Origin of the sequence: Paenibacillus tyrphae (assembly GCF_027925525.1) — a bacterium.
GTDB classification, from domain to species: domain Bacteria; phylum Bacillota; class Bacilli; order Paenibacillales; family NBRC-103111; genus Paenibacillus_G; species Paenibacillus_G tyrfis_B.
The window spans coordinates 23,803-44,185 of record NZ_BSDJ01000016.1; the positions used below are offsets into that span (position 1 = coordinate 23,803).

Annotated in this window: 25 protein-coding genes and 2 tRNA genes; 17 read left to right on the top strand and 10 right to left on the bottom strand. The window is 50.2% G+C overall.

Annotated elements, in window-relative coordinates:
• Positions 1-52: 52 nt before the first annotated feature.
• Positions 53-814, bottom strand: a complete 762-nt coding sequence (locus QMG93_RS19630; RefSeq protein ID WP_281939379.1) for a glucose 1-dehydrogenase — start codon at positions 812-814, stop codon at positions 53-55.
• Between the two features lie 207 nt (positions 815-1,021).
• Here QMG93_RS19630 and QMG93_RS19635 point away from each other — a divergent pair, with 207 nt between their 5' ends.
• Together QMG93_RS19635 and QMG93_RS19640 are read left to right on the top strand one after the other, a co-directional pair.
• Complete coding sequence (locus QMG93_RS19635) at positions 1,022-1,309, top strand: hypothetical protein (protein WP_281939381.1); 288 nt, start codon at positions 1,022-1,024, stop codon at positions 1,307-1,309.
• A 25-nt stretch (positions 1,310-1,334) separates the two neighbouring features.
• Positions 1,335-1,817, top strand: a complete 483-nt coding sequence (locus tag QMG93_RS19640; protein WP_281939383.1) for a hypothetical protein — start codon at positions 1,335-1,337, stop codon at positions 1,815-1,817.
• Here QMG93_RS19640 and QMG93_RS19645 read toward each other — a convergent pair.
• A complete protein-coding gene (locus QMG93_RS19645; RefSeq protein WP_281939386.1) occupies positions 1,743-2,789 on the bottom strand; it encodes a hypothetical protein in 1,047 nt (348 codons plus the stop codon). The two genes, QMG93_RS19640 and QMG93_RS19645, sit on opposite strands and share 75 nt — an antisense overlap.
• Before the next feature lie 209 nt (positions 2,790-2,998).
• On the opposite strand from QMG93_RS19645, the gene QMG93_RS19650 reads away from it, so the two are divergent.
• On the top strand, positions 2,999-3,610 hold the full coding sequence (locus QMG93_RS19650; RefSeq protein WP_281939388.1) for a DedA family protein: 612 nt from the start codon (positions 2,999-3,001) through the stop codon (positions 3,608-3,610).
• A 47-nt stretch (positions 3,611-3,657) separates the two neighbouring features.
• Here QMG93_RS19650 and QMG93_RS19655 read toward each other — a convergent pair whose 3' ends face one another.
• The gene (locus tag QMG93_RS19655) at positions 3,658-4,386 is read right to left on the bottom strand and encodes a DUF4309 domain-containing protein (protein WP_281939390.1); all 729 of its coding nucleotides are present in this window, start codon (positions 4,384-4,386) and stop codon (positions 3,658-3,660) included.
• 307 nt (positions 4,387-4,693) lie between these two features.
• On the opposite strand from QMG93_RS19655, the gene QMG93_RS19660 reads away from it, so the two are divergent.
• Both QMG93_RS19660 and QMG93_RS19665 read left to right on the top strand, forming a co-directional pair.
• Positions 4,694-5,263 carry a xanthine phosphoribosyltransferase gene (locus QMG93_RS19660; protein WP_281939392.1) on the top strand — a complete coding sequence of 190 codons (570 nt, stop codon included), beginning with the start codon at positions 4,694-4,696 and terminating at the stop codon, positions 5,261-5,263.
• A 138-nt stretch (positions 5,264-5,401) separates the two neighbouring features.
• A complete protein-coding gene (locus tag QMG93_RS19665; protein WP_010499765.1) occupies positions 5,402-5,725 on the top strand; it encodes a hypothetical protein in 324 nt (107 codons plus the stop codon).
• 96 nt (positions 5,726-5,821) lie between these two features.
• Here the strand turns inward: QMG93_RS19665 and QMG93_RS19670 are convergent, their stop codons facing one another.
• Entirely contained in the window at positions 5,822-6,136 is a 315-nt protein-coding gene (locus QMG93_RS19670; RefSeq protein ID WP_010499767.1) for a hypothetical protein, read from the bottom strand.
• 130 nt (positions 6,137-6,266) lie between these two features.
• Here QMG93_RS19670 and QMG93_RS19675 point away from each other — a divergent pair, with 130 nt between their 5' ends.
• From QMG93_RS19675 to QMG93_RS19685, 3 genes are read left to right on the top strand one after another with little or no spacing between them, the layout of a single operon-like run.
• Entirely contained in the window at positions 6,267-6,494 is a 228-nt protein-coding gene (locus QMG93_RS19675; protein WP_281939396.1) for a hypothetical protein, read from the top strand.
• Complete coding sequence (locus QMG93_RS19680; RefSeq protein WP_281939398.1) at positions 6,491-7,237, top strand: adenosylcobinamide amidohydrolase; 747 nt, start codon at positions 6,491-6,493, stop codon at positions 7,235-7,237. The genes QMG93_RS19675 and QMG93_RS19680 overlap by 4 nt, the downstream gene beginning before the upstream one ends.
• A gap of 54 nt (positions 7,238-7,291) precedes the next feature.
• Positions 7,292-7,513: a hypothetical protein gene (locus QMG93_RS19685; RefSeq protein ID WP_281939400.1), complete on the top strand. Its 222-nt coding sequence runs from the start codon at positions 7,292-7,294 to the stop codon at positions 7,511-7,513.
• A 16-nt stretch (positions 7,514-7,529) separates the two neighbouring features.
• Here the strand turns inward: QMG93_RS19685 and QMG93_RS19690 are convergent, their stop codons facing one another.
• A complete protein-coding gene (locus QMG93_RS19690) occupies positions 7,530-7,751 on the bottom strand; it encodes a hypothetical protein (protein ID WP_010499775.1) in 222 nt (73 codons plus the stop codon).
• Positions 7,752-8,019: 268 nt separating this feature from the next.
• Positions 8,020-9,051 (bottom strand): LCP family protein, encoded by a 1,032-nt coding sequence (locus QMG93_RS19695; RefSeq protein WP_281939402.1) that lies wholly within the window; start codon positions 9,049-9,051, stop codon positions 8,020-8,022.
• Positions 9,052-9,250: 199 nt separating this feature from the next.
• Between QMG93_RS19695 and QMG93_RS19700 the strand changes: the two genes are divergently transcribed.
• From QMG93_RS19700 to QMG93_RS19710, 3 genes are all read left to right on the top strand, one after another.
• A tRNA-Leu gene (locus QMG93_RS19700) sits at positions 9,251-9,334 on the top strand.
• Between the two features lie 184 nt (positions 9,335-9,518).
• Positions 9,519-10,412, top strand: a complete 894-nt coding sequence (locus QMG93_RS19705; protein WP_281939404.1) for a DMT family transporter — start codon at positions 9,519-9,521, stop codon at positions 10,410-10,412.
• A 67-nt stretch (positions 10,413-10,479) separates the two neighbouring features.
• Positions 10,480-10,563: transfer RNA gene (locus QMG93_RS19710), tRNA-Leu, on the top strand.
• Between the two features lie 58 nt (positions 10,564-10,621).
• Here the strand turns inward: QMG93_RS19710 and QMG93_RS35410 are convergent.
• The 4 genes from QMG93_RS35410 to QMG93_RS19725 all read right to left on the bottom strand — a co-directional run bounded on the left by QMG93_RS35410 (position 10,622) and on the right by QMG93_RS19725 (position 14,248).
• The gene (locus QMG93_RS35410; protein ID WP_369077344.1) at positions 10,622-10,747 is read right to left on the bottom strand and encodes a benzoate/H(+) symporter BenE family transporter; all 126 of its coding nucleotides are present in this window, start codon (positions 10,745-10,747) and stop codon (positions 10,622-10,624) included.
• 205 nt (positions 10,748-10,952) lie between these two features.
• Positions 10,953-12,383 (bottom strand): PLP-dependent aminotransferase family protein, encoded by a 1,431-nt coding sequence (locus QMG93_RS19715; protein ID WP_281939406.1) that lies wholly within the window; start codon positions 12,381-12,383, stop codon positions 10,953-10,955.
• Between the two features lie 211 nt (positions 12,384-12,594).
• On the bottom strand, positions 12,595-13,140 hold the full coding sequence (locus tag QMG93_RS19720) for a pyridoxamine 5'-phosphate oxidase family protein (protein ID WP_281939408.1): 546 nt from the start codon (positions 13,138-13,140) through the stop codon (positions 12,595-12,597).
• 166 nt (positions 13,141-13,306) lie between these two features.
• Positions 13,307-14,248 (bottom strand): ketopantoate reductase family protein, encoded by a 942-nt coding sequence (locus QMG93_RS19725; protein WP_281939410.1) that lies wholly within the window; start codon positions 14,246-14,248, stop codon positions 13,307-13,309.
• A 174-nt stretch (positions 14,249-14,422) separates the two neighbouring features.
• On the opposite strand from QMG93_RS19725, the gene QMG93_RS19730 reads away from it, so the two are divergent.
• The 6 genes from QMG93_RS19730 to QMG93_RS19755 all read left to right on the top strand — a co-directional run bounded on the left by QMG93_RS19730 (position 14,423) and on the right by QMG93_RS19755 (position 20,360).
• Positions 14,423-14,983 carry a TetR/AcrR family transcriptional regulator gene (locus tag QMG93_RS19730; protein ID WP_281939412.1) on the top strand — a complete coding sequence of 187 codons (561 nt, stop codon included), beginning with the start codon at positions 14,423-14,425 and terminating at the stop codon, positions 14,981-14,983.
• 163 nt (positions 14,984-15,146) lie between these two features.
• Positions 15,147-16,484, top strand: a complete 1,338-nt coding sequence (locus QMG93_RS19735) for an ABC transporter substrate-binding protein (RefSeq protein WP_281939414.1) — start codon at positions 15,147-15,149, stop codon at positions 16,482-16,484.
• A gap of 106 nt (positions 16,485-16,590) precedes the next feature.
• A complete protein-coding gene (locus QMG93_RS19740) occupies positions 16,591-17,472 on the top strand; it encodes a carbohydrate ABC transporter permease (RefSeq protein ID WP_251601463.1) in 882 nt (293 codons plus the stop codon).
• Positions 17,469-18,296 carry a carbohydrate ABC transporter permease gene (locus tag QMG93_RS19745; protein ID WP_253415361.1) on the top strand — a complete coding sequence of 276 codons (828 nt, stop codon included), beginning with the start codon at positions 17,469-17,471 and terminating at the stop codon, positions 18,294-18,296. The genes QMG93_RS19740 and QMG93_RS19745 overlap by 4 nt, the downstream gene beginning before the upstream one ends.
• A gap of 78 nt (positions 18,297-18,374) precedes the next feature.
• Positions 18,375-19,364, top strand: coding sequence for a LacI family DNA-binding transcriptional regulator (locus tag QMG93_RS19750; RefSeq protein ID WP_281939420.1), 990 nt, complete (start codon positions 18,375-18,377; stop codon positions 19,362-19,364).
• Between the two features lie 168 nt (positions 19,365-19,532).
• On the top strand, positions 19,533-20,360 hold the full coding sequence (locus QMG93_RS19755; RefSeq protein WP_281939422.1) for a ChbG/HpnK family deacetylase: 828 nt from the start codon (positions 19,533-19,535) through the stop codon (positions 20,358-20,360).
• Positions 20,361-20,383: the final 23 nt, after the last annotated feature.

Sequence of the window (20,383 nt, forward strand, 5' to 3'; positions counted from 1 at the left end):
TCCCGTCGTAAGTACAGTTCTTCCGCTTTTTTTCTCTAATACTGGATGCAATCTACTCTTCGTAAATCATTTTCACGGTCATGCCGCCGTCGACCACAAGATTTTGCCCCGTTACGAACCCGGCCCCGTCCCCGGCCAAATACAGGCACGCTGCCGCGATATCCGCCGGGGTTCCGACACGTCCGGCCGGATGCTGCAGGCGGTCCCGTTCGCTATGTACGGGCTGGCGCCGTTTGGAAGCTTTTTGCCAGTCGGCGGTCTCGATCCAGCCAGGGCTTACGGCATTCACTCGGATACCGTACGGACCGAGGCTGACGGCCATCGCATGCGTCAGCGCCAACAGACCGCCTTTGGAAGCGGAATACGCTTCGGTGCCCGCTTCCGACATCATTGCCCGTGTGGAGGCAATATTCAGAATGACGCCGCCGCCGTGCCGCTTCATCGCCCGGGCCGCCTGCTGCGAGCAGACGAACGTACCGCGCAGATTTACGCTGATCACCCGGTCGAACGACTCCAGCGGCAGCTCCAGCATAGGGCCGTTCATCCCGATCCCGGCATTGTTCACGAGCGCGTCGATCCGGCCGAAATCGTCCAGCATTAGCTTGAACCACCGCTCCACTTCGGTTTCCTCCGCCACGTCCACGGGCAGAAACATGCCTTTGCCGCCGAGGCTGCGGACCTGCTCCATCAGTTCCATGCCCGATTCTTTATCCGTATCGGCAACGGACACCTCATAACCGGCCTTCACGAATTCCAGTGCGACCGCCATGCCGATTCCTTGCGCGCCGCCCGTAACGGCAGCTACCTTCCGCATATGTTCACCTCCGTAAGAACCGTTGTTAATTCTCCTTCTACCATATAATTTGCCATGATCCTAGTCAAAAGTACATCTCTTTAAAAAATTGCATACATCGTATACATCATTTTACACTGAAGTACAAAATGACATAGCCTGCGTTCTCAGGAAGCTATATAATAAGCAAATATAAAAGCAAAACCGAATTGAAACGGAGGTAAGTGGGTGAAGCCTGAAGAGCGCGAATCGCGCGAAATTACATACCGGATCGGCTGGAAGCGAGGCACCATCGTTCCGAATGGACAGCGCCCTCCAACTGCGGCATCAGCACATTCAACAGACTTGTCCATCATCCCGGAATCCCGCATACAGCGGTGGAATCGCAGCTATCTGTGGCGCAAGGCGCCTTCGCCGGGCCATCGGACGCTGCAAGTCGCCGTATTTGCGATGCCGGCTCTGCTGTTTGCGTTGTTTCTATGGATGGTATACGAGCTTGCCCAGTATGCCCGATAAGATGAAATACAAGAGGTGTTGATACATGATGATGACGATGCTTACCTGGCTCGGCGGGGCTATTGGGCTTGTCGTGACGGGATCGGCCGTTTTGCTGGCCTGGACCGTCTATTCGAGGGCCCAAGCCGAAGCCCTGCCTTCAGCTGCCCCGGAGGCGGCCGCTGCCCAGACGGAGCGTCCGGAAGACCAACCGACCTTATCTACTGCCTTGGTACGGCAGGCCGGCCCGCATTTAGCGCGTTGGACGTTTTTCGATTATGCGCTGCTTGCATTGTTTGCGGTCGGCAGCTTGTTTTTGTTCACGGATCTGCTTGCCGTCCTACGGGATGCGGAGCAATACCCGCCTTATCATTTCCCATATTTGCTGTGCGGCTTTGTCTTTACGTTGGCCGGTATGCTTATGATGCTCGTCCGGCTCGCGCTGACGATTGCGTCAATTCGTTCCGAACGGCCGCTGCCTGCGCCAGATCATCAGGACCATCCAGGCCATGCTGAGCAGGCCCAGTAACGGATAGAGCGACGAGAGCAGCGTTTTGAAGCCGATGTGACTCACCACATAGCAGAGCACAAGAAGGAGCGGTACGATGATCTGATAAGACAAGGAGCTCCGCTGCTCGATCTGCAGCGCCAAGCCGTAAACGTCGGCCAGCAGGGTTGTGAAAATTTCCCCGTAGATCACCAGAATGAACGGAAGCTGCAGCAGCGGGCCGAGTCCGTGGATCAGGTGCCCCATTGGGATGTCAAACTGCGCGATCCCCGGCATTTGGGCGGACAGCGCATAATGACCGGCCAGCAGCATGGCCCCGATGCCGATTCCGCCCCAGACGCCCCCCCAATACAGCACCGATCGGTCTTCGATCTGAGCGCCAAGCGGCACGAGCACCGCCTGTGCCATGGTCAGGTTGAACGCCGCATAGAGGAGCGGGGCGAACCAAATGCGCTGGGCGGAATAATCCGATTCCATGTGAAGCCAATTGCCAGCCCCGGGCGTATCCCAAGTAACCCAAACGGCAACGCAGCTGAAGCCGATCATGAGCGGGACGATGACGGAGTTTACGGCCATGATCGCCTTCATCCCACGGACAAGAAGGACATACGCCAACAGCAGGGTGAAAAGCAGTCCGGACTGAAGTGGCAGATTCAAATGCTCGGCAAAAACCGATCCCGCGCCGGCCAACATGACCGTCGATACGCCGAACAGAGCCACCAAAGTAAACAAGCTGACGCTGTTTCCGACGGTTTTTCCGAATAACAGCCTGTTGAGGTCTTCGTAAGACTTGGCGCGGGTATCGTGGGCCAACTGCATCAGCTTGATGCCCAGCCATATAAACAAGGCGCTGGCGACACCGATGGTGAAGGTCGCCATCCAGCCGTAGCGGGTGAAGAACTGGATGATTTCCTGCCCGGTCGCGAACCCGGCGCCTACAACGGTGCCTACATAGGTGAAGCTGACCTGCAGAATGTTTCCCCATTTTCTCATTCGCTCGCAAGTCCCCCTTCCTGAGCGCTTCCTTTATGATACAACGTATGAGAAGGGGCCAAGCCTCATGACTTTTTGTTTGCTCCGGACATGCCAAACTGTCTGGAGGAAAGCTTGTTCTTGGGTTAACGGACGAATTCTGATACAATGATAAAGGATTTGACCGATATTCGACATGACCTGAAATTATTTGGCTGGAGCGTGTGAAGGTGGAGCATCTTTTGCAGATGATTGATCAATACGGGTATATAGCTCTTTACGGATTGCTTGCGCTCGGCATTGTTGGCATTCCCGTGCCGGATGAAATATTGATGACGACCGTAGGCTCGCTTACGGTAGGACAAAATCCGCTGCTTGATTACGGCACTTCGCTGGCCGTCTGCTTCAGCGGGTCCATGACAGGCATGCTGATCAGTTATTTTTTAGGCCGGACCGTAGGCAAGCCGTTTCTTTACAAGTACGGAAAATGGGTCAAGCTGACGCCCGAAAGGCTTGGCGTGGCCGAGGGCTGGTTTCACAAGTATGGCATGTGGGCGGTCTCTTTCGGGTACTACGTGCCGGGGGTACGGCACTTTACGTGCTACTTGGCCGGCGTCAGCAATGTTGGATTTTGGCGGTATCTCCTTTACGCGGGAGCGGGGGGCTTAATCTGGTGCTTGTCGTTTCTTACCTTGGGGCACGTCATCGGGATCAATGCTCCGCATATCATTGCGGTGGCTCACCGATACATGGGAATCACGATCGCGATCCTTGTTGCTCTTGTAGTCATTATCGGTTATTTTTATTGGCGGCACCGCAAGCGGGCCGTAACCCGGACATGAAAAAACCTTGACAGGAAGCTCCTGTCAAGGTTTTTTGGCGTACGATGCTATTCCGCGAACAATTTGATAGAATTGACCTTCTGCGATTTCGGGTCGATATCCAGTTTCAGCACCGCTCCGGTCGCTTTATACGTGAGAACGAAGCTGGTGTTCGAATCCGGCTTGCCGAGCGCTTTGGTAACTTCTTCAACCGGATCACCGAGCTTAAGGCCGTTCAGGCCCGGATTGACGTCGGCGCTTCGGACATCGACAAAATGCAGCTGATTTTGCTTGTCGAAGCCGACGAGGAAATCGGTGTAATCGTACACCGTAATCGGATCGGTGTCATCCTCCATGACGAATTGCTCTTTCGGTTTGCCGAATTTCTCTGTAATTTCCGCGGCGCTCGTTTTGAGCGTCAAGCCCAGCAAGGTCGGCTTGGCCTGCGTATACGGCGACTTGATTTCAATCTTCGGCTTCGTTTGCGCATTCGGCTTTGTTGCCGGAGGAGTTTGCTCGCCTTCTCCTTTGTCCTTGTCGCCCTTGTCGGCGCTTGCGAGCGATACTTTATCGGCCTGATTTCCCGCAGGCGTAGCAGGAGTAGGGACAGACGGATTCGTGATCGTCTCGTTCTGAGGCAAGGACGTCTCCGTCGGCGTAACGACCGGCGATTCCGTTTCCTTGGGCTGCACAGGCGTCGGAGCCGCCGCTTGTTTCGGTTTGCACCCCGTTGTTACCATCATCATGATCATTATAACGGACAAGATTCCGATGAAGGCTTTCTTTCTGTTCATCATGAGCTTCCTTTCCGTGTTACAATTTGGCTGTAACCTCTTTAAATCATACCGTGTACCCGGCCTCTTCACAAAGAGCAAAAAAGCCCAAATCCCCGCTGATTGCTATGAAAATGCGGGAATTTCATTTTCAAAGCTTCATTTCCGTCCGGGCAGACATTCTTTCTTGTATTATACACATTAGACGATGTTTCGAAGCAAAAAGTTGCATCTTTGTTTCCAATTCCGTAAAAGATGGTACTTGAAACCTAGTTTGCCGTTATGTTAAGTTTTACGGGAACAGGGAAATGAAAGAGCGGAGGCGTGGAGAATGGAATTATTGAAACAAAAGATCAGGGAAGTGGGCGTGATCCTGTCGGATGAGGTAATCAAGCTGGATGCGATTCTCAACCATGCGGTCGATCCGGTACTGACGACGGCCATGGGGCGGGAGTTCGCGCGTTTGTACCGCGACGAGAACGTTACGAAAATTTTAACGATCGAATCGTCCGGCATACCGATCGCATTTGCAGCCGCACAGGAGTTGAATGTTCCGCTTGTATTCGCCCGGCGCAAAAAGTCGCTCAATACCGAAACGGAAACGTACTGCGAGCGCGTGCCGTCGTTTACGAAAGGCATTGTCACCGACATTATGGTATCGAAGGAGTTTCTGGACGAAAAAGACCGCGTCGTGCTGATCGACGATTTTATCGCCAACGGCGATGCGGCACGGGGGCTGATCCGGATTATTCGCCGTTCGGGGGCCACGCTGCTCGGTCTTGGAGTCGCCGTGGAAAAATCGTTTCAAGCCGGCGGACGCACGATCCGCGAGTCCGGAATACGGGTGGAGTCGCTTGTGAAGATCACATCGCTTGCAGGCGGAGAGATCCGGTTCGAATAGCAACATTTGTCTCGGCTTTCTGAACGCGAAGCCTTCCATCTGTCCGCTTTTTCCTTTATAATGGATCGTAGGCCGAAAAGTATGAAGTTTAATCTTCGGCCAGTTGGCGAATGACAAAGATGGGGAGGTGCTACTTGCATGGGGAAAGAAATTCCGGCAGATTTTTTCGTGACCAAATTGAATGAGGCGAAAGTACACTTCGAACGTGCCCTAGATTGTAAACATACGGATTTTGATGATCTGTATCCCTATATGATTGAGCATCCTCAATTTTTTTGGTACAAACGCTATGTGGCTTGGTCCGAGCTGCTGACCGTCGTGAAGCTTTGCAAAGAGTTGGACGTCGAGTGGGAACAGCAATTCTCGCAGCAGCAAGTGGACTACATCAACAAACGCGTCATGTCCAGCAAAGTACTCGATTATTGGTTCGAAACGAACGATACCAGAGAGCATGTAGGATAACGTTGTCCCTAATCATAAGTCGAACCTGTACCGGGCTTGCGTCCGCAGTACAGGTTCTTTTGTTTGTGAATCGGATTGCCTGCTGAGTGCCCGTTATTACCGGGGCAGCACATTCATCGCTTCAATATGTTTTCTCGTATCCGGCGTGCCGAGCTCGTGCAGCATCCGGTAGATCTCCGTCAAGTTCCAGTCGTACGCGTCGTTTTCTTTATCCGCGTGGTATTCCCGGTAAGGAATCATCGCCCGCACCGCCGTGTCCTCTTCGTTCATGGCGAGCTCCTCGAATATTTCCTGCAGCTTGTCGACTTCCTCTTCCGTTGCCTGAATTTCAAACTCGAAGTTGCCGGTCACATCTTCCGGCTCCAAAATTTCGCCGCTTCCGACGGCAATATAGTACGTTTTCTTTTCCATGACGTATCCGCTCCTCTTATCCGTACACCTCGCTGACGCTGTTTATTGTATCCCCCAAATGATGTATTCTTATTACATAATCGGCTGAAAAGACAAGCTTGATTTTAAAAGGAAGATTGGGGGGAATACCGTGATTTCAGACGAACAATTGGACAAATACCGGGTAGAAGGGACGCTATTGCGGGTCGTACGCGATGCGGACAAGGCGAACGACGTGAAAGGTGTCGTAGTCGCGTGGGACGACGATACGGTCATGATCCGCAAGCAAAACCGCCGTATCGTAAAGCTGGATCGCAGCTACCATTTCCAGCCTTTTCTGGAGCCGCGCATCGAGCTGTTTGAGGGGGGGCTGTCATGACTCCGGAACGGCCTGCTTCCCGCCGTTACGCGAACGAGCTGGTCTATTCGGACGTTCCGTTGGCCGGTGTCCGATTCGGCTTCGCGAACCGCGGCTATGAGAGCTATTTCCTGATCGAGAGCGAGCGGCCGCTGCGGACGTTGAATTCCTCCATGTGGGGAGAAGGGTTTGGGGAGTACCGCCGCTTAATGAACCGGCAGGTGCCCAAGCAGTATGCTTCGGACGATCCGTTGGCCGAGATGAATGCTTTTATGAAGGAAAAGGAGCTTGATCCCCAAAATACGGCAGCGCTGCTGACGGCGGCGAGTTTAGCGGATTTCGGAAACGAACATCTTCGTCTTCCCGGAGGGACGGACGTATGCGTATGGGTGACTGCAGGGCTGAGCAACAAGGCGAGAGCGGGCCAGGCATGCGACGTTTCGTCTTTGTTTCCGGGTACGATCAATACGGTGGTGGTGATCGAAGGACGCTTAACGGACGCCGCGTTCGTCAATGCCGTCATTACTGCGACGGAAGCGAAAACGGCGGCTCTGCAGGATTTGAACATCGTTCTGGAAGAAGGAGGACAGACGGCTACCGGCACGACGACCGACGCGATTCTTATTGCAGCAACGCAGCAAGGCGAAGCGTACCGGTATGCGGGAACGGCCACCAGGTTAGGCTATGCGGTCGGGCGAACGGTCTACGAGGCAACGAAGCGGTCCGCAGCGCAGTGCCTGAAGCGGATGGGAGGTCTGGTATGAGCACGCCCGGATTGGGTTAAGGTAACAACATCATAAACTTAAAGGGGGGAGAAGATGGATCAAGATCAGCCGTATGAAGAAGCCGAGCTATTTTTGCGGCCGTATTACTTGCTGCGGATACGTTCGGAAAGCGGCGGGGCGTCAGGCGAGGTATGGCTGCGGAATAACGAAGGACATGCTGCGGATACGCATTTGTTCAACGTTCCGAGGCAGGAAAGCGCGGAGGAGCTTAAACGCTGGGCCGAGCGGGCGGTCCGGGCCTATGAGGAAGGTTGATGATCCGACCGCCGCATTATGACCGGAAGGCGGACAGAAGCAGCAGCAGGCCAAGCGTCGCCAGGAGACTGATTGTGACGAAAACAAGGCTGCCCAGCAAAAGCAGCAGGCCGGGGAATACGATTCCCAGAAGAAAAGCGCCGCCAACAACCCACAGCAGCGCCTTAAGCGTCAGCTTCAGCAAGCCCCACAGCGCCAAAGCGAGCAGAATGCCTCCCAAGATCTGCAGCAGCACCATAAGTTCAATCCCTCCTGTAGGAAAGTATATGGCGCAACGGAAAAAACATGTCATGCAGCCGGACAAGTCATGATCTGCCGCGATGCGGCATACAATGGGTTCTACCATAACCCCTGGGAGGCGGTGCCATTTGAAGCAGGGCTCGGCATTGAAAGGAACCGTGATCGGCGTCGTCCTGACGCTGCCGATATGGGCGGTGATCATATGGCTTGTGCGCAAATGGCTGGCCGATTAAGCAAGCGCTTGCCTGCTTCGCAGTTCCGCTGCTTTAGTGCAGATTTTCACGGACCAGCTCCTTCAGCCGTTCCTTATCGGGCTCCCAGTACCAGAGAGGGGAACGAACAAGCGGATCGGCTGCTACGACGGATTTGCCGGGAATTTGCATATATTTGATGTCCTGGCCGTTCATGCCCTTGAACAGCCAGGCAAGGCTGATAAGATCGCTGTCGGTCAAGTTCGTGTCGACCAGCTCTTTTTTCGCCAGTTTCAGAAGCCCGGGCAGCTCGGTTATTTTCTCCGGCGCCAGCAGCTTCTGTACGACGGCCCGCATCACCTTCATGTGGTCCGTCTGTCTTCCGAAATCGCCATCCTCCAGCGAATACCGTTCCCGGACGAAAGCCAGTGCGGTTAAACCGTCCAAATGCCGGCTTCCCGCTTCCAGCGGCTTGTGGGTCATGGACAGCCACATGTCTTTGGGAATGTCTACGTCAATGCCTCCGATCGTATCGATAAAGGTAACGAATCCGGAGAAGTTCGTCTTCACGTAATAATGAACCGGAATCTGCAGCAAGTCGCTGACGGCTTGAATCGCCGCTTCGGTTCCCGTTTTCTTGCCGCCATCCATTTCAGCCATGAAATGCGCGTGGTTTATTTTCGTTAAGCCGATCCCGGGCAGCGGGACCCGGGTGTCCCGTGGAACGGAAATGAGATGGACCTTTTTCTCGGCAGGAACGACATGAGCGAGAAGAATGACGTCCGTACGTGCGGTTTGGCCGCTGGTCGTGTCCAATCCGAGTATTAGTGCGTTAAAGGCGGTCGATTCGTTCAGGCTTGCGGGTTGTACGGGCTTGTCGGCGGGGAGAGCCGCTGAAGCGGTTGAAGCCTCGACAGCTATCGGATCGCTCGGTAAAGACTGGGAATAGCCCGGAGGATCTGTGGTGGTGGCGGCAGAGGGTGCGGCGATAACTGGATGCGTTTTCATTTCAAAATGGCGGGCGGGCTCCAAATAACGATACAGTAGCCCGACACCAGCCCCTGCGAATACGACAACGGTAAGCGCGTAGAGCTTCCATCGTTTCAAGTGAAATCACCTGGTTTCCTATGGAGTATGATACAATACGTAACTTTATATGGATAATTAATACAAATTGTATCATAATATGAATGGTAAAAAAATATGATGCATAAAATGTTTGACTTCGGACTTGAACGATGATATGATACTCCTTGTCCCCTTGAAGGAGAAGCTTCTGAGCGATTCATTCAAGGAAAGAAAATGTGCGGTCGTGGCGGAATTGGCAGACGCGCTAGATTCAGGTTCTAGTGGTGTAACAGCCGTGGAGGTTCGAGTCCTCTCGACCGCATCAACGCCAAAAAGGTCCTTAAATTACTAATAAGTAATTTAAGGACCTTTTTTTATGCCGCATTCCTCATCTTGCGGGCCTAGCCTGCATTCCATACTTCGATGAAGAACGAAATATTCTTCGTTTACAATGACAAAGGATAACGATTCCGCGAATCAAAGTAAACGAAGGAGGATATCGCTGCATGAATACAATCAAATTTGTGCTGTTGATTGTTTTAACAACCTTTTTAATGGGCTCTTCTTTTACTGTGGGAAAATTGGGGCTGGCTTACTCGTCTCCTTTGTTATTGGCCGGATACCGCTTCATTTTGGCTGGAATTCTCATGGCGGTCTTTGTTATCGGGCTCCGAAGGCCGCATCCCGATTCGAAGCGCGTCTGGATCAGAATGCTGATTATCGGGGCGTTTCAAACGGCAGGGGTCATGGGATGCATTTTTTTGAGTCTCCGAACCATTACGGCCAGCCAGTCGTCCATTCTGACGTTTACAAATCCGCTGCTTGTGGTCATTCTGGGGACGGTTCTTCTTAAGGCCCGGTATAAGCCTTATCAATGGATAGGTGTTCTGCTGGGACTAACCGGTGTAGCTATAACATTGGGAACACAGCTGGAAGTCAAAATCGGCCTGCTTTTCGGCTTGCTCTCCTCGGTATGCTGGGCAGTGTCGACCTTACTGGTCAAACGGTGGGGAGGAACTATCGACTCGTGGGTTTTATCCGCTTATCAAATGCTCTTCGGAGGCTTGCTGCTCTTCTTGGCCAGCATGGTTCTTGAACGGCCGTTCTTTATTGTCAACGGCCATTCCTTGGCGATTTTGCTGTGGTTAAGCGTACTGTCTTCCATTGTACAGTTTGCCGTCTGGTATTACGTGCTGCAGAGAAGCGATCCGGGAAAAACGAGCGCGTTTTTATTTTTGGCTCCTTTTTTCGGGGTGTTAACGGGCTGGAGCGTATTGGGGGAGCCGCTGCATCCTTCGATCATAGCAGGCGGTCTGTGCATCGGATCAGGCATCTTTCTTGTCAACATGGACTTTAAACCAAGATCCGAGACAACGAAGAATAGCAGATCTAACGCTTGACATGGCCCAATACCCGTTATATAATTCCATTTGTCGGTTCGAAATTGGTCGAATCGCAGCGAAATATGCGGTCGTGGCGGAATTGGCAGACGCGCTAGATTCAGGTTCTAGTGGTGTAACAGCCGTGGAGGTTCGAGTCCTCTCGACCGCATCAACTTAACAATGAACGAGCTCTTGAATCTGACCTTTTGTCGATTCGGGAGCTTTTTTTATACTCGGGATTTGCTGCCACCTATTGTGCCGAGCAGCGCCAATCCTGCCAACGTCGCAATAAATGTGGCGGGAAGGATGAGGAAAAGCGAAGCCAGCGTAACACCAAATATCCCGACTACGATTCTTCCTGTCTCGCCTTATCGGAATACCATGCTAGTATAGCAATAGTTGGATTGGTTATATATATATATCCAAAAATATTATTTTTGAGCAATCCAAAAGTGTTTACCCGTTAAACAACTTGCCCCCTAGGCTTTCCCATAGGTGCTGAAATAAAAAAATCCCCTCAAGTCAACTTTTTTAAGAGTTGATTTGAAGGGGATTTTTTTACAAGAGCATCTCCGAGAGGCGATAAATGCCTTCTTCAATGGCGGCCTCATCTACTTTGGCAAAGCCTAGCACCCATCCCTTTCGTTTGCTTTCCAAGCAATACGTGCTAAGCGGATAAACTCGGACCCCGTGTTTGAGTGCTTGATTCGCTACGGCTTCTTCGTCAAAGGACGCTTCAGCTTCTAGCAGCATATGCAACCCCGTTTCTACACCGCTAAGCGTAAAACGTTGGCCCAGGCCGGTTGCGCTGATGATTTTCGTCATGGCTTCGTGCCTGCGGCGATAAACATTTCTGACTCTGCGCATATGACGTATAAAGTGGCCGTGCTCAATAAAGTGGGCAAGCGTTACTTGCTCCATAATCGGAAGATGCCGGTACAACAATTCCTGTACCCGGGCAATTTGGCGAATGGCCGCTTTGGGACCGACAATCGCCGATATTCGGATGCCGGGAGCAACCAGCTTGGAAAAACTCATCATATACAACGTGTTCTTGGGTAATTGGCTGAATAATGTGGGAAGTGGCTCGCCTCGGTAGCGGAATTCACTGTCGTAGTCGTCCTCAATAATCCAAAATGGGCGCTGGGCGGCCAGATGCAGCAATTGCTGCCTGCGCGGTTCCGACATTATGACTCCGGTCGCGCACTGGTGCGAGGGAGTAACATAGACAAGCTTGGATTGCGGATGAATACGGTCTACTTGCAGACCGTGCTCATCGATAGGAACGGGAGCAACCTGCATGCGCCGATACTTCATCGCCATCCACGCCGCAGGGAAGCCGGGATCTTCCACTGAAACCGTCTCTCCTTCATGCAGGAGAGCTTGGGCGATTAAATCGATGCTATGCTGAGCGCCCGAGGTTAATACAATTTGGTCGATATGCACGTGGACGCCACGCGTAAGCGACAAGTAGCGTTGAATTTGTTCGCGCAACGGCACGAAGCCGTAGGCATTGCCATAAGCCCAGTGAGCCAGGTCTGGCTCTGCCGTGGCTTGTACAAACGATTGCCTCCAGAGCTTATGAAAATGGTCATCCAAATAAGGTTCGTGTGGGCTGAAATCGATGAATGCATGGGTATTTTCTTTGCCTCTGAGCCAAGTTTGCAAATGACCGACAGTAGTGTTCAACATAGGCAATTCAGGTTGAAGAGGCCCTTGGGGCGAAGCGGTCTCGGAGGAAGGGGGACGGTACGTCCAATCACTAACTCTTGTTCCGCCACGACGAGAGGTGACGGTGTATCCGCGGCTATATAATTCCTCATAAACGATCTGGATGGTCGAACGTGACACCCCGACTAATTGGGCAAGTTCACGAGAGGGGAGCAGCAGTTCGCCTGGTGGCCATTTTCCGGTGGTAATGTTATGGATCGCTTGATCCAGCAGTTGCTGCCAAATGGGACGGTTATCGTCTCGGTTTATTTTTAACATTTGGCAAACCTCCAATGTGCTGCATTTCAATTATGGATTGTTCGAACCAATGAATTATGGATGTTTATGGCCTTCCAATCATTGAAATACTATCATGAAGGCAGCTGTGTTTGCAATATGGAAGGATTATACAAAAGGCGAACCAAGAATCTTGTCCCAAAATCGATTAAGGAACATGGCGGGCTGCAGGGGATGGCCATACGGAACCGCGTCAGTTGTCGGAAACCGACCGCCCCGGGTAAAACATGTTTTGGCTGTCTATAGGATTCCCTTTCGCTGTTATCGTGTGCGGCCGCAAGCGATATACAGATACTGCTTGATGGTCAAGGGAGGAACGGTATTTCTCGACATGCACTTTCGATAACGGCCGGTCGTAAAAGCCTGGTACATATTTGTTCAGAAATTGTTGAAGAACCTCTGTTGAATCGTCCGATTGGTCCACTTTCTCCACATTTCCAAACAGCATTACGCTCATGTAGGCAGTATCCGTTTTAGCCGGGACGGGAGCGGTCACGGTGCCATACTCTTCGAATACCGTAAAGCAAGCAAGATTATTTTGTTGTATGACGGAAATCTTTCTGCCACTACTTAGTCCGTGAAAGTAAATGCATTTATTCCACCAAACGTAATTCAATGGCACGACGTATGGCTGAAGTCCATCTGCCAGACCCAATAAGCCAGATCTGGTTTTTGTCAAGAAAAGGTCTATCTTTTCCTGATCCTCGCAGTTTCTTTGTGCATGAATCATAGGTCTCATATTGAGCCGCTTCCTTTCTGTTTCCAAATGAATACGCGAATTTTGCTGCCATGATTTTATACTATCTTATTTTTGATGGTTTACTATATCCAAAACAAGGTGATTTGAGCAGTCCATATTGGAACCTTTGTTCGTTAATGGGGCGATTTTGCTAATGATAATCCCGTCACGCTCCGGAAATAAACGGAGAGCTGGCATTAAACCGCTCTTCCAGTTCATCCCAATGGGGAGTGGGGACGTTGGACCGTTCTTTCCAATCGCGAAACACGCGGTTTAAAGCGGCGATTTCGTAGGGGGAACCGTCGACCAGCCGACTGGCCGGCAGCATATGATATATTTTTAGAAGCAGCCGCAGTAGCGTTGGGTGTTTACGAATCAATGAAGCTTGAACGGCCGGTGTTAAGGGATAACCCTGGGCTTCCAGCACGCGGAAGCCTTCGTCCATGGCCGCAATCATTTGCCGCAGCAGCTTATCGTCCCTGGCGATTTTTGTAATTTGGCGCTCATGGATAATCGTTACAAAGCCCAGCGCTACAATGGGCACAATATGGTTCTTCAGCCAAGCGTCTATATTTTCGTGATAGACAAGTTTGTATTTGGTTTTCGCAAACGCCTGATCAATCGCGGCCTGAAAGGGAATCGGACCATCCAAACCGCCGAGCACCATCTGTACGCCTCCGCGGATACAGACGGTCCGCCCGTTTTCCCTGCTTCCGGCGCTAATTTGGAACCCGAAGGCGATATTTTTGTGCGTATCGCTATGCACCTCCAAGTAATTTTGCATATCATGGGCATCCGTATTATTACCCACCAGAACGATATCGCTGCTCCGATTGTTGGCCAGGATAGGCAGTACCGCCGGGAAATCCGTATATTTCATGACGACAAAGATGAGATCGTAGATATCGCCCGCTTCCAGCGTCCGGATGACGCGTACCGGATCCACCGTCGTTTTCCGCTGAAAATAATGGCGGATGACAAGCCCCTCTTTCTCCAGCTCCTCCGCCCGTTTTCCTCTGGCCAATACGGTCACATGATTGCCCCCGCGCACAAGAACATGGGCCAAATAACTGCCTATAACTCCTGCTCCATAAACCAGTACTCTCATGCTGTTATCCTCGCTTTCATATTTAATGAACATTTGTTGTATAATTGACGTTTGTTGATTACAATTACGATAGCATCCGGTGAAACATCGGATCAATCGGTAATATTTTTGATTTTGTTGAGTATTCAACAAATGCGCTCAGATTGTCTAAAAAAGGAGCAGAGAGAAAGAGTTATGGACAGACGAATTCTAAAAACGAGGCAGGCGATCATGGAAGCTTTTGTCGGACTGATGGAGGAGAAAAGCTTTGAGAAGATCACGATTCATGCAATCGCGGACCGGGCGAATGTAAACCGGGGGACCGTCTATTTGCACTTTACGGATAAGTACGATCTGCTGGACCAGTGCATCGAGACGTACTTGCAGTTATTGTATGAAAGCTGCATGCCTGACGGGGATCCAAGCAAGGTGGCTGCAAAAGCTTTACTGCTTCGCACGTTCGAATTTTTGGAGCGCCACGCCTCCATCTACTCCACGCTAATGACGAGCAAGGGGATACCCGCCTTCCGCAAGCGGATGATCGCGATGATGGAACGGGGCATCGAGGAGCATATCAAAAGCTGCGGCATCAGCCCGGGCCTAAACCGGGAAATCGTCGTTCAATTTCTGGCCGCCGCGGTCTCCGGTCTGGTGGAATGGTGGATTGTTCAATCGATGCCTTACACTCCAAAGGAAATGGTGGAACAATTGATGCTGATCCTGGAGCGGAATTTGATCCTGCCGGAGCAGCCTTGATGGGGATCATTTTATTGAATTTAATTTGAATTGAAGCCCAATCTTTTTTTGCATCGCAGAAAAAATATGATAACCGGTTGACATACGATATGACAACCGGTTATCATAAATGTGAAACAAGGATGAATGCGCATTCAAAAACGATAGTCAGGGGGGAAAGATTTTGAAAATTACGAAGAGCATCACATTGGGAATTTGTTCTGCTTTACTGCTTTCTTCATTGGCGGCTTGCTCCAAAAACGATACTTCAAGCCCTTCGGCGGAAGCGACCAAACAGACCAAAGACGTTAAGATCACTTTCTTTAATACTTCAGCCGAAGTAAACAATGTATTTGAGGACCTGTTTAAAACGTATCATGAGCTGAATCCCAATGTGAGCATAGAATTGATTCCGACGCCAATCGGCGGAGGACAATTGGAAAAATTTCAATCGTTATTAGCTTCCGGCAACCCGGCCACGATCGCCAATCTTGACCCGGCAACCATTTTACAATTTAAAGACAAGTTTGCGGACCTGGAGTCGGAGAAAGCGAAATACGAAAAGCTAACGAAGCAAGGGGCGGTTGACGGAGCTCTGCTGGACGGAAAGTTCCTTGGCGTTCCATGGACTGCCCAGGGATACGGCTTGCTATATAACAAAAGAGTTGTAGAGGAGGCGATCGGAGGGACCTTTGATCCGGCCTCTGTGAAAACCCGCAATGACTTGGAAGCGTTGTTTAATAAAATTGAAGCCTCTGGCAAGGCTCCGGTGACGATTCACGGAGCGGATTGGTCTCTGGGCGCTCACTACCTGGGATTGGCGTATTCATTGCAATCGAAGAACGTGGATGAGAACCGCAAATTCGTAGAGGGCCTGAAAAAGGGCGATATCCAATTGGCGAACAATCCTCAATTTAGCGGATTGATGGATACCTTCGACTTGTTGAAAAAATACAATGCGAGAAAAAATGACCCGCTTGTTGCAGACTACATGAAAGACAGCGGGGATTTCGCAAAAGGCAACACGGCGTTCTACTTCATGGGAGATTGGACTTGGTCTGTCATCGGAACGTTAGAAGGACGAGACAAAGAGTTTGGCATGATTCCGGTGCCGATTAGCAATAATCCGACAGACTACGGCAATACGCAAGTAGCTTACAGCGAACCGAAATTGTTGGCTGTTGATAAATCGGGGTCCACTCCCGAGCAGCAAAATGCCGCCAAAGCGTTCATCGAATGGATGGTGACAAGCGAGCAGGGGCAATCGGCGATCGTTAATAAAATGGGTCTTTCCATGCCTTATAAGGAGGTAAAGGTAAAGGGTACGAATGTGATATCCGATGCCGTAACCAAATATGTAGATCAAGGACAAATTATTAATATCGGAGTGATCAACTATCTTCCGACAGACTGGTGGTCGAAGACGGGAGCGTCTATGCAAAAATATTTGGTAGGAAAGATCGATCGCAAGGGACTCGCGGATGAAGTTCAAATGTATTGGAAATCATATTCCGGGAAATAAGGACTTGACTCGCTGAGAGGTAGAAGATGGGTGACTAGGCTCCGCCTTTGCTCCCCATCTTTTACTTAAAGGCATTTAAAATCCTGGTTGTAAAGGGTGCGGCATCATGAAGAAAAACATATTTATAAGGAATGCAGGAATCTTTTTGCTTTTCGGGGCTCCTTCCATTTTTGCGTTTGCTGCTGTTGTCTTGATCCCGTTTCTGGTGGGATTATATTTGACGTTTACGAATTGGGATGTGCGAACGACCAGCAGTTCATTCATTGGTTTGACTAATTACGCAAAGGTGTTTCATGATAACGTATTTCTTACCCAATTGTGGTTTACCGTCAAATATGCGTTATGTACCGTATTGATCTCCAATATCGTGGCTTTCTTCATCGCGCTGGCGTTGACTAGAGGTGTGAAAGGGGAGAAATGGCTTCGAACGGGATTTTTTACACCGAATTTGATCGGCGGAATCGTACTGGGTTATTTATGGCAGACTCTATTCTCGCAAGTATTGCCGTATCTGGGCAATAAATACGGATGGTCCCTGTTTCAATCGTCTTGGTTGACCGATACGGATACGGCCTTTTGGGCGCTTGTCATTGCAACGGCTTGGCAATTGGTCGGTTATCTTATGCTCATCTATATAGCCGGCTTCTCTGGCGTTCCTAACGACGTATTGGAGGCCGCCAGTATGGATGGAGCGAACAACGCTACGATACTTCGCAGAATCATTTTGCCGCTTTCGATTCCCGCAATCGTCATAAGCATATTCATTTCCATTTCGCGGTCATTTTTAGCTTATGATATAAATCTGGCTTTAACCAAAGGCGGACCGTTCCATTCGACCGAGATGGCTTCGTACCATATCGTGCAAAAAGCGTTTCTGTCTAATCAATTTGGAACGGGTCAGGCCGAAGCGGTTGTCTTGTTTGCCGTGATAGCCTTGCTTGCGCTTACTCAATCCTACCTGCTGAAGAAACTGGAGGTCGAATCATGAACCATGCTCGACAATCAACCTCACAAATCAAATCAGCATTGCTGTATATTCTTTTATTCGTATTTTTAACTCCCTTCTTATTGGTCGTCATGAATTCTTTCAAAAAAACGCAGCAGTTTGTGGAAAATCCTTTGTCTCCCCCTAAAGCCCTGCTTTTCGGAAACTATATCAGCGCGTATAAAAGTATGGACTTTATGCAAGGATTTCTAAATTCTTTCGTTATTACGGCGGTTGCCGTTTTCATCATTCTTATTTTCTCGTCGATGACAGGTTATTTGTTCGTTCGCTTCAAATGGAAGCTAAACGCCATACTATTCTTTATCATGCTGGCATCCATGGCGCTTCCGTTCCAGGTCATCATGATCCCGCTGGTCATGTTGTACGGAAAGCTGGACCTGTTGAATATGAAAGCAACTTTGCTGTTTATGTATTTGGGGTTTGGCGTGCCGTTTGGCGTATTTACGTTCCACGGGTTCATCAAAGGGATTCCTTATGAATTGGAAGAATCGGCTTTTATCGAGGGAAGCTCAAGGCTGAGAACGTTTTTCCAGATTATTTTGCCGCTGCTGAGACCGGTCTTCGTAACGCTAATCGTATTGGATGTGCTCTGGATCTGGAACGATTATTTGTTGCCCAGCCTGGTTTTGCTGTCGCCGGAACAGAGAACGCTGCCTCTCTCTACGTTTTCTTTTTTCTCGTCTTACTCCGTTGACTACGGTCCCTTGATGGCAGGATTGGTTATGACAATTATACCGGTGCTGATTCTATATCTTTTTCTTCAAAAACAGATCGTCAAAGGAATTACGGAAGGGGCCCTGAAATAAAATCCCCGTACCCTTTCGAGGCTGAAAATGCGATAAAAAAAGTGTATAATTGCCTTAAAAAAGTTAAGGTGTGCATCTATGCCCAAAATCGAAGATGTAGCTGCGAAAGCAGGGGTTTCGGTAACGACGGTCTCCCGCGTGCTCAATAACCGGGGATATATCAGTCAAGCGACACGGGATAAGGTAGCTCAGGCCATGAAGGAGCTAAATTATCAGCCAAATGAAATGGCTCGTTCCCTGTTTAGAAAAAAATCGAATATGATCGGTCTGATTATTCCTACAGTATCTCATCCTTTTTTTAGCGAGCTGGTTTATCATCTTGAGTATTATGCCGATCAAAAAGGGTATAAAGTGCTGCTATGCAATTCCAATCGCGATATTTCGAAAGAACGCAAGTATATCGACATGTTGAAAAAGAATCAAGTGGACGCCATCGTTATGGGAAGCAATGTGCAGGACGTCAAGCATTATCTCAATTTAAATTTGCCGATCATCTCATTTGATCGTACGGTTGCCAATAATATTCCCATCGTTACTTCCGATAATTATACGGGAGGCAGACTCGCATCCCGATTATTGGTCGACAAGGGCTGCCGCAAGCTGGCGCATATTTCTGGCGGAGTAGGCGGGCCGAATCACGCCGCATTGCTGGCGAGCAAGAGATTTCAAGGATTTAGGGACGAGCTTCCGGATACCGGAATCGAACATGTTAGCTTGGAGCTGGAGATTGCCGGTTTAGGCGATAAGCGAAATGTGGATGAGCTTGTGCGATTTTTTCAAGAGCATCCGGATGCGGACGGAGTATTTGCCACCAGCGACGTCCTGGCTGCCTTGGTCATTCAAGCTTGTCATCAATTAAAGAAAACAATCCCGCAAGAAATGAAAATTATCGGGTATGACGACGTGGGAATCGCATCCTTGGTTTGGCCCCGCCTGACATCCATAAGGCAGCCTGTTCGGGAAATGAGCGAATGCGCCGTTGAATTGATTGTTAAGCTGCTCCAAGGGGAAGAGGTCTCTATGATAAATTCGTTTCCGGTCACGCTTATACAGCGGGATACGACATGAATACTCGCATGGGAATTTGACGAGGGATGAACAAAATAGCGGACGCGTGGCTTCGGGACAGAAGCCGGCATCCGGTTGCGCCCTTAGTGTCAACCGGTTGACACATCATTGCGTCATTACTGTCCCAAAATCAATCTTAAAATCGAGGATCGAAATGGGGAGTGAACCGTGCTTCGGGAATCGAATGAAAGAGAGCCCGCAATCCGGCTCATAACCAGGGCGGACGATTGCGGCAGCTCTCATTCGGCTAATGTAGGCATCGCAGAGTCTTTAAAAGCCGGATTTATAAAAAATGTCTCTTTAATGGCTCCTTGCCGCTTTATAGAAGAAGCCGCAGAAATGCTGATCGGACATGAAGATGTTTGCTTTGGTTTGCATGCGACTTTGAACGCGGAATGGGATCAAGTAAAGTGGGGGCCCGTTCTGCCGATTTCACAAGTCTCTACCTTAGTCGACGAGAACGGAATGTTTACGTCTTCTCCGCAAGTATTTGAGGCGCAAAAGCCTGATTTGGACGAGATCATGCTGGAGATTCAGGCACAGCTGGACAAGCTTAGACGGCTGGGGTTCCGAATCGCTTATGTCGATACCCACATGTTTCCGGAGTACCATGTGCCCGGTATGGAAGATCGAATGATGGAATGGGCGGATAAAGAGGGATTGTTATACTGGAACCGTTTTTGCTCTTCTTTACGACGGGTAGAAAAAACGGATCATCTTATTGACGATATCGTTTCGCGCCTTAAAGCCGCTGATAAGGGACAATATTTAGTTGTCGGTCATCCGGCGATCGATACCTGCGAAATGAGAATGCTGGGGAATAAACACATTTCCGGGGATGAGCTTGCCGCCGGCAGAGTGTTGGAGGCGAGGCTTTTCACCGATCCGCGAATCCTGCAGCTATGCAAGGAGAAAGGAATCGTTCCCATTCGATACGACGAAGCGTCCGTGATCACGGAGAGGCTGCCCCCGCTTGATGAATGGTTTTTCTTGTGACAGCTCAAATCCAAAACGGCGGC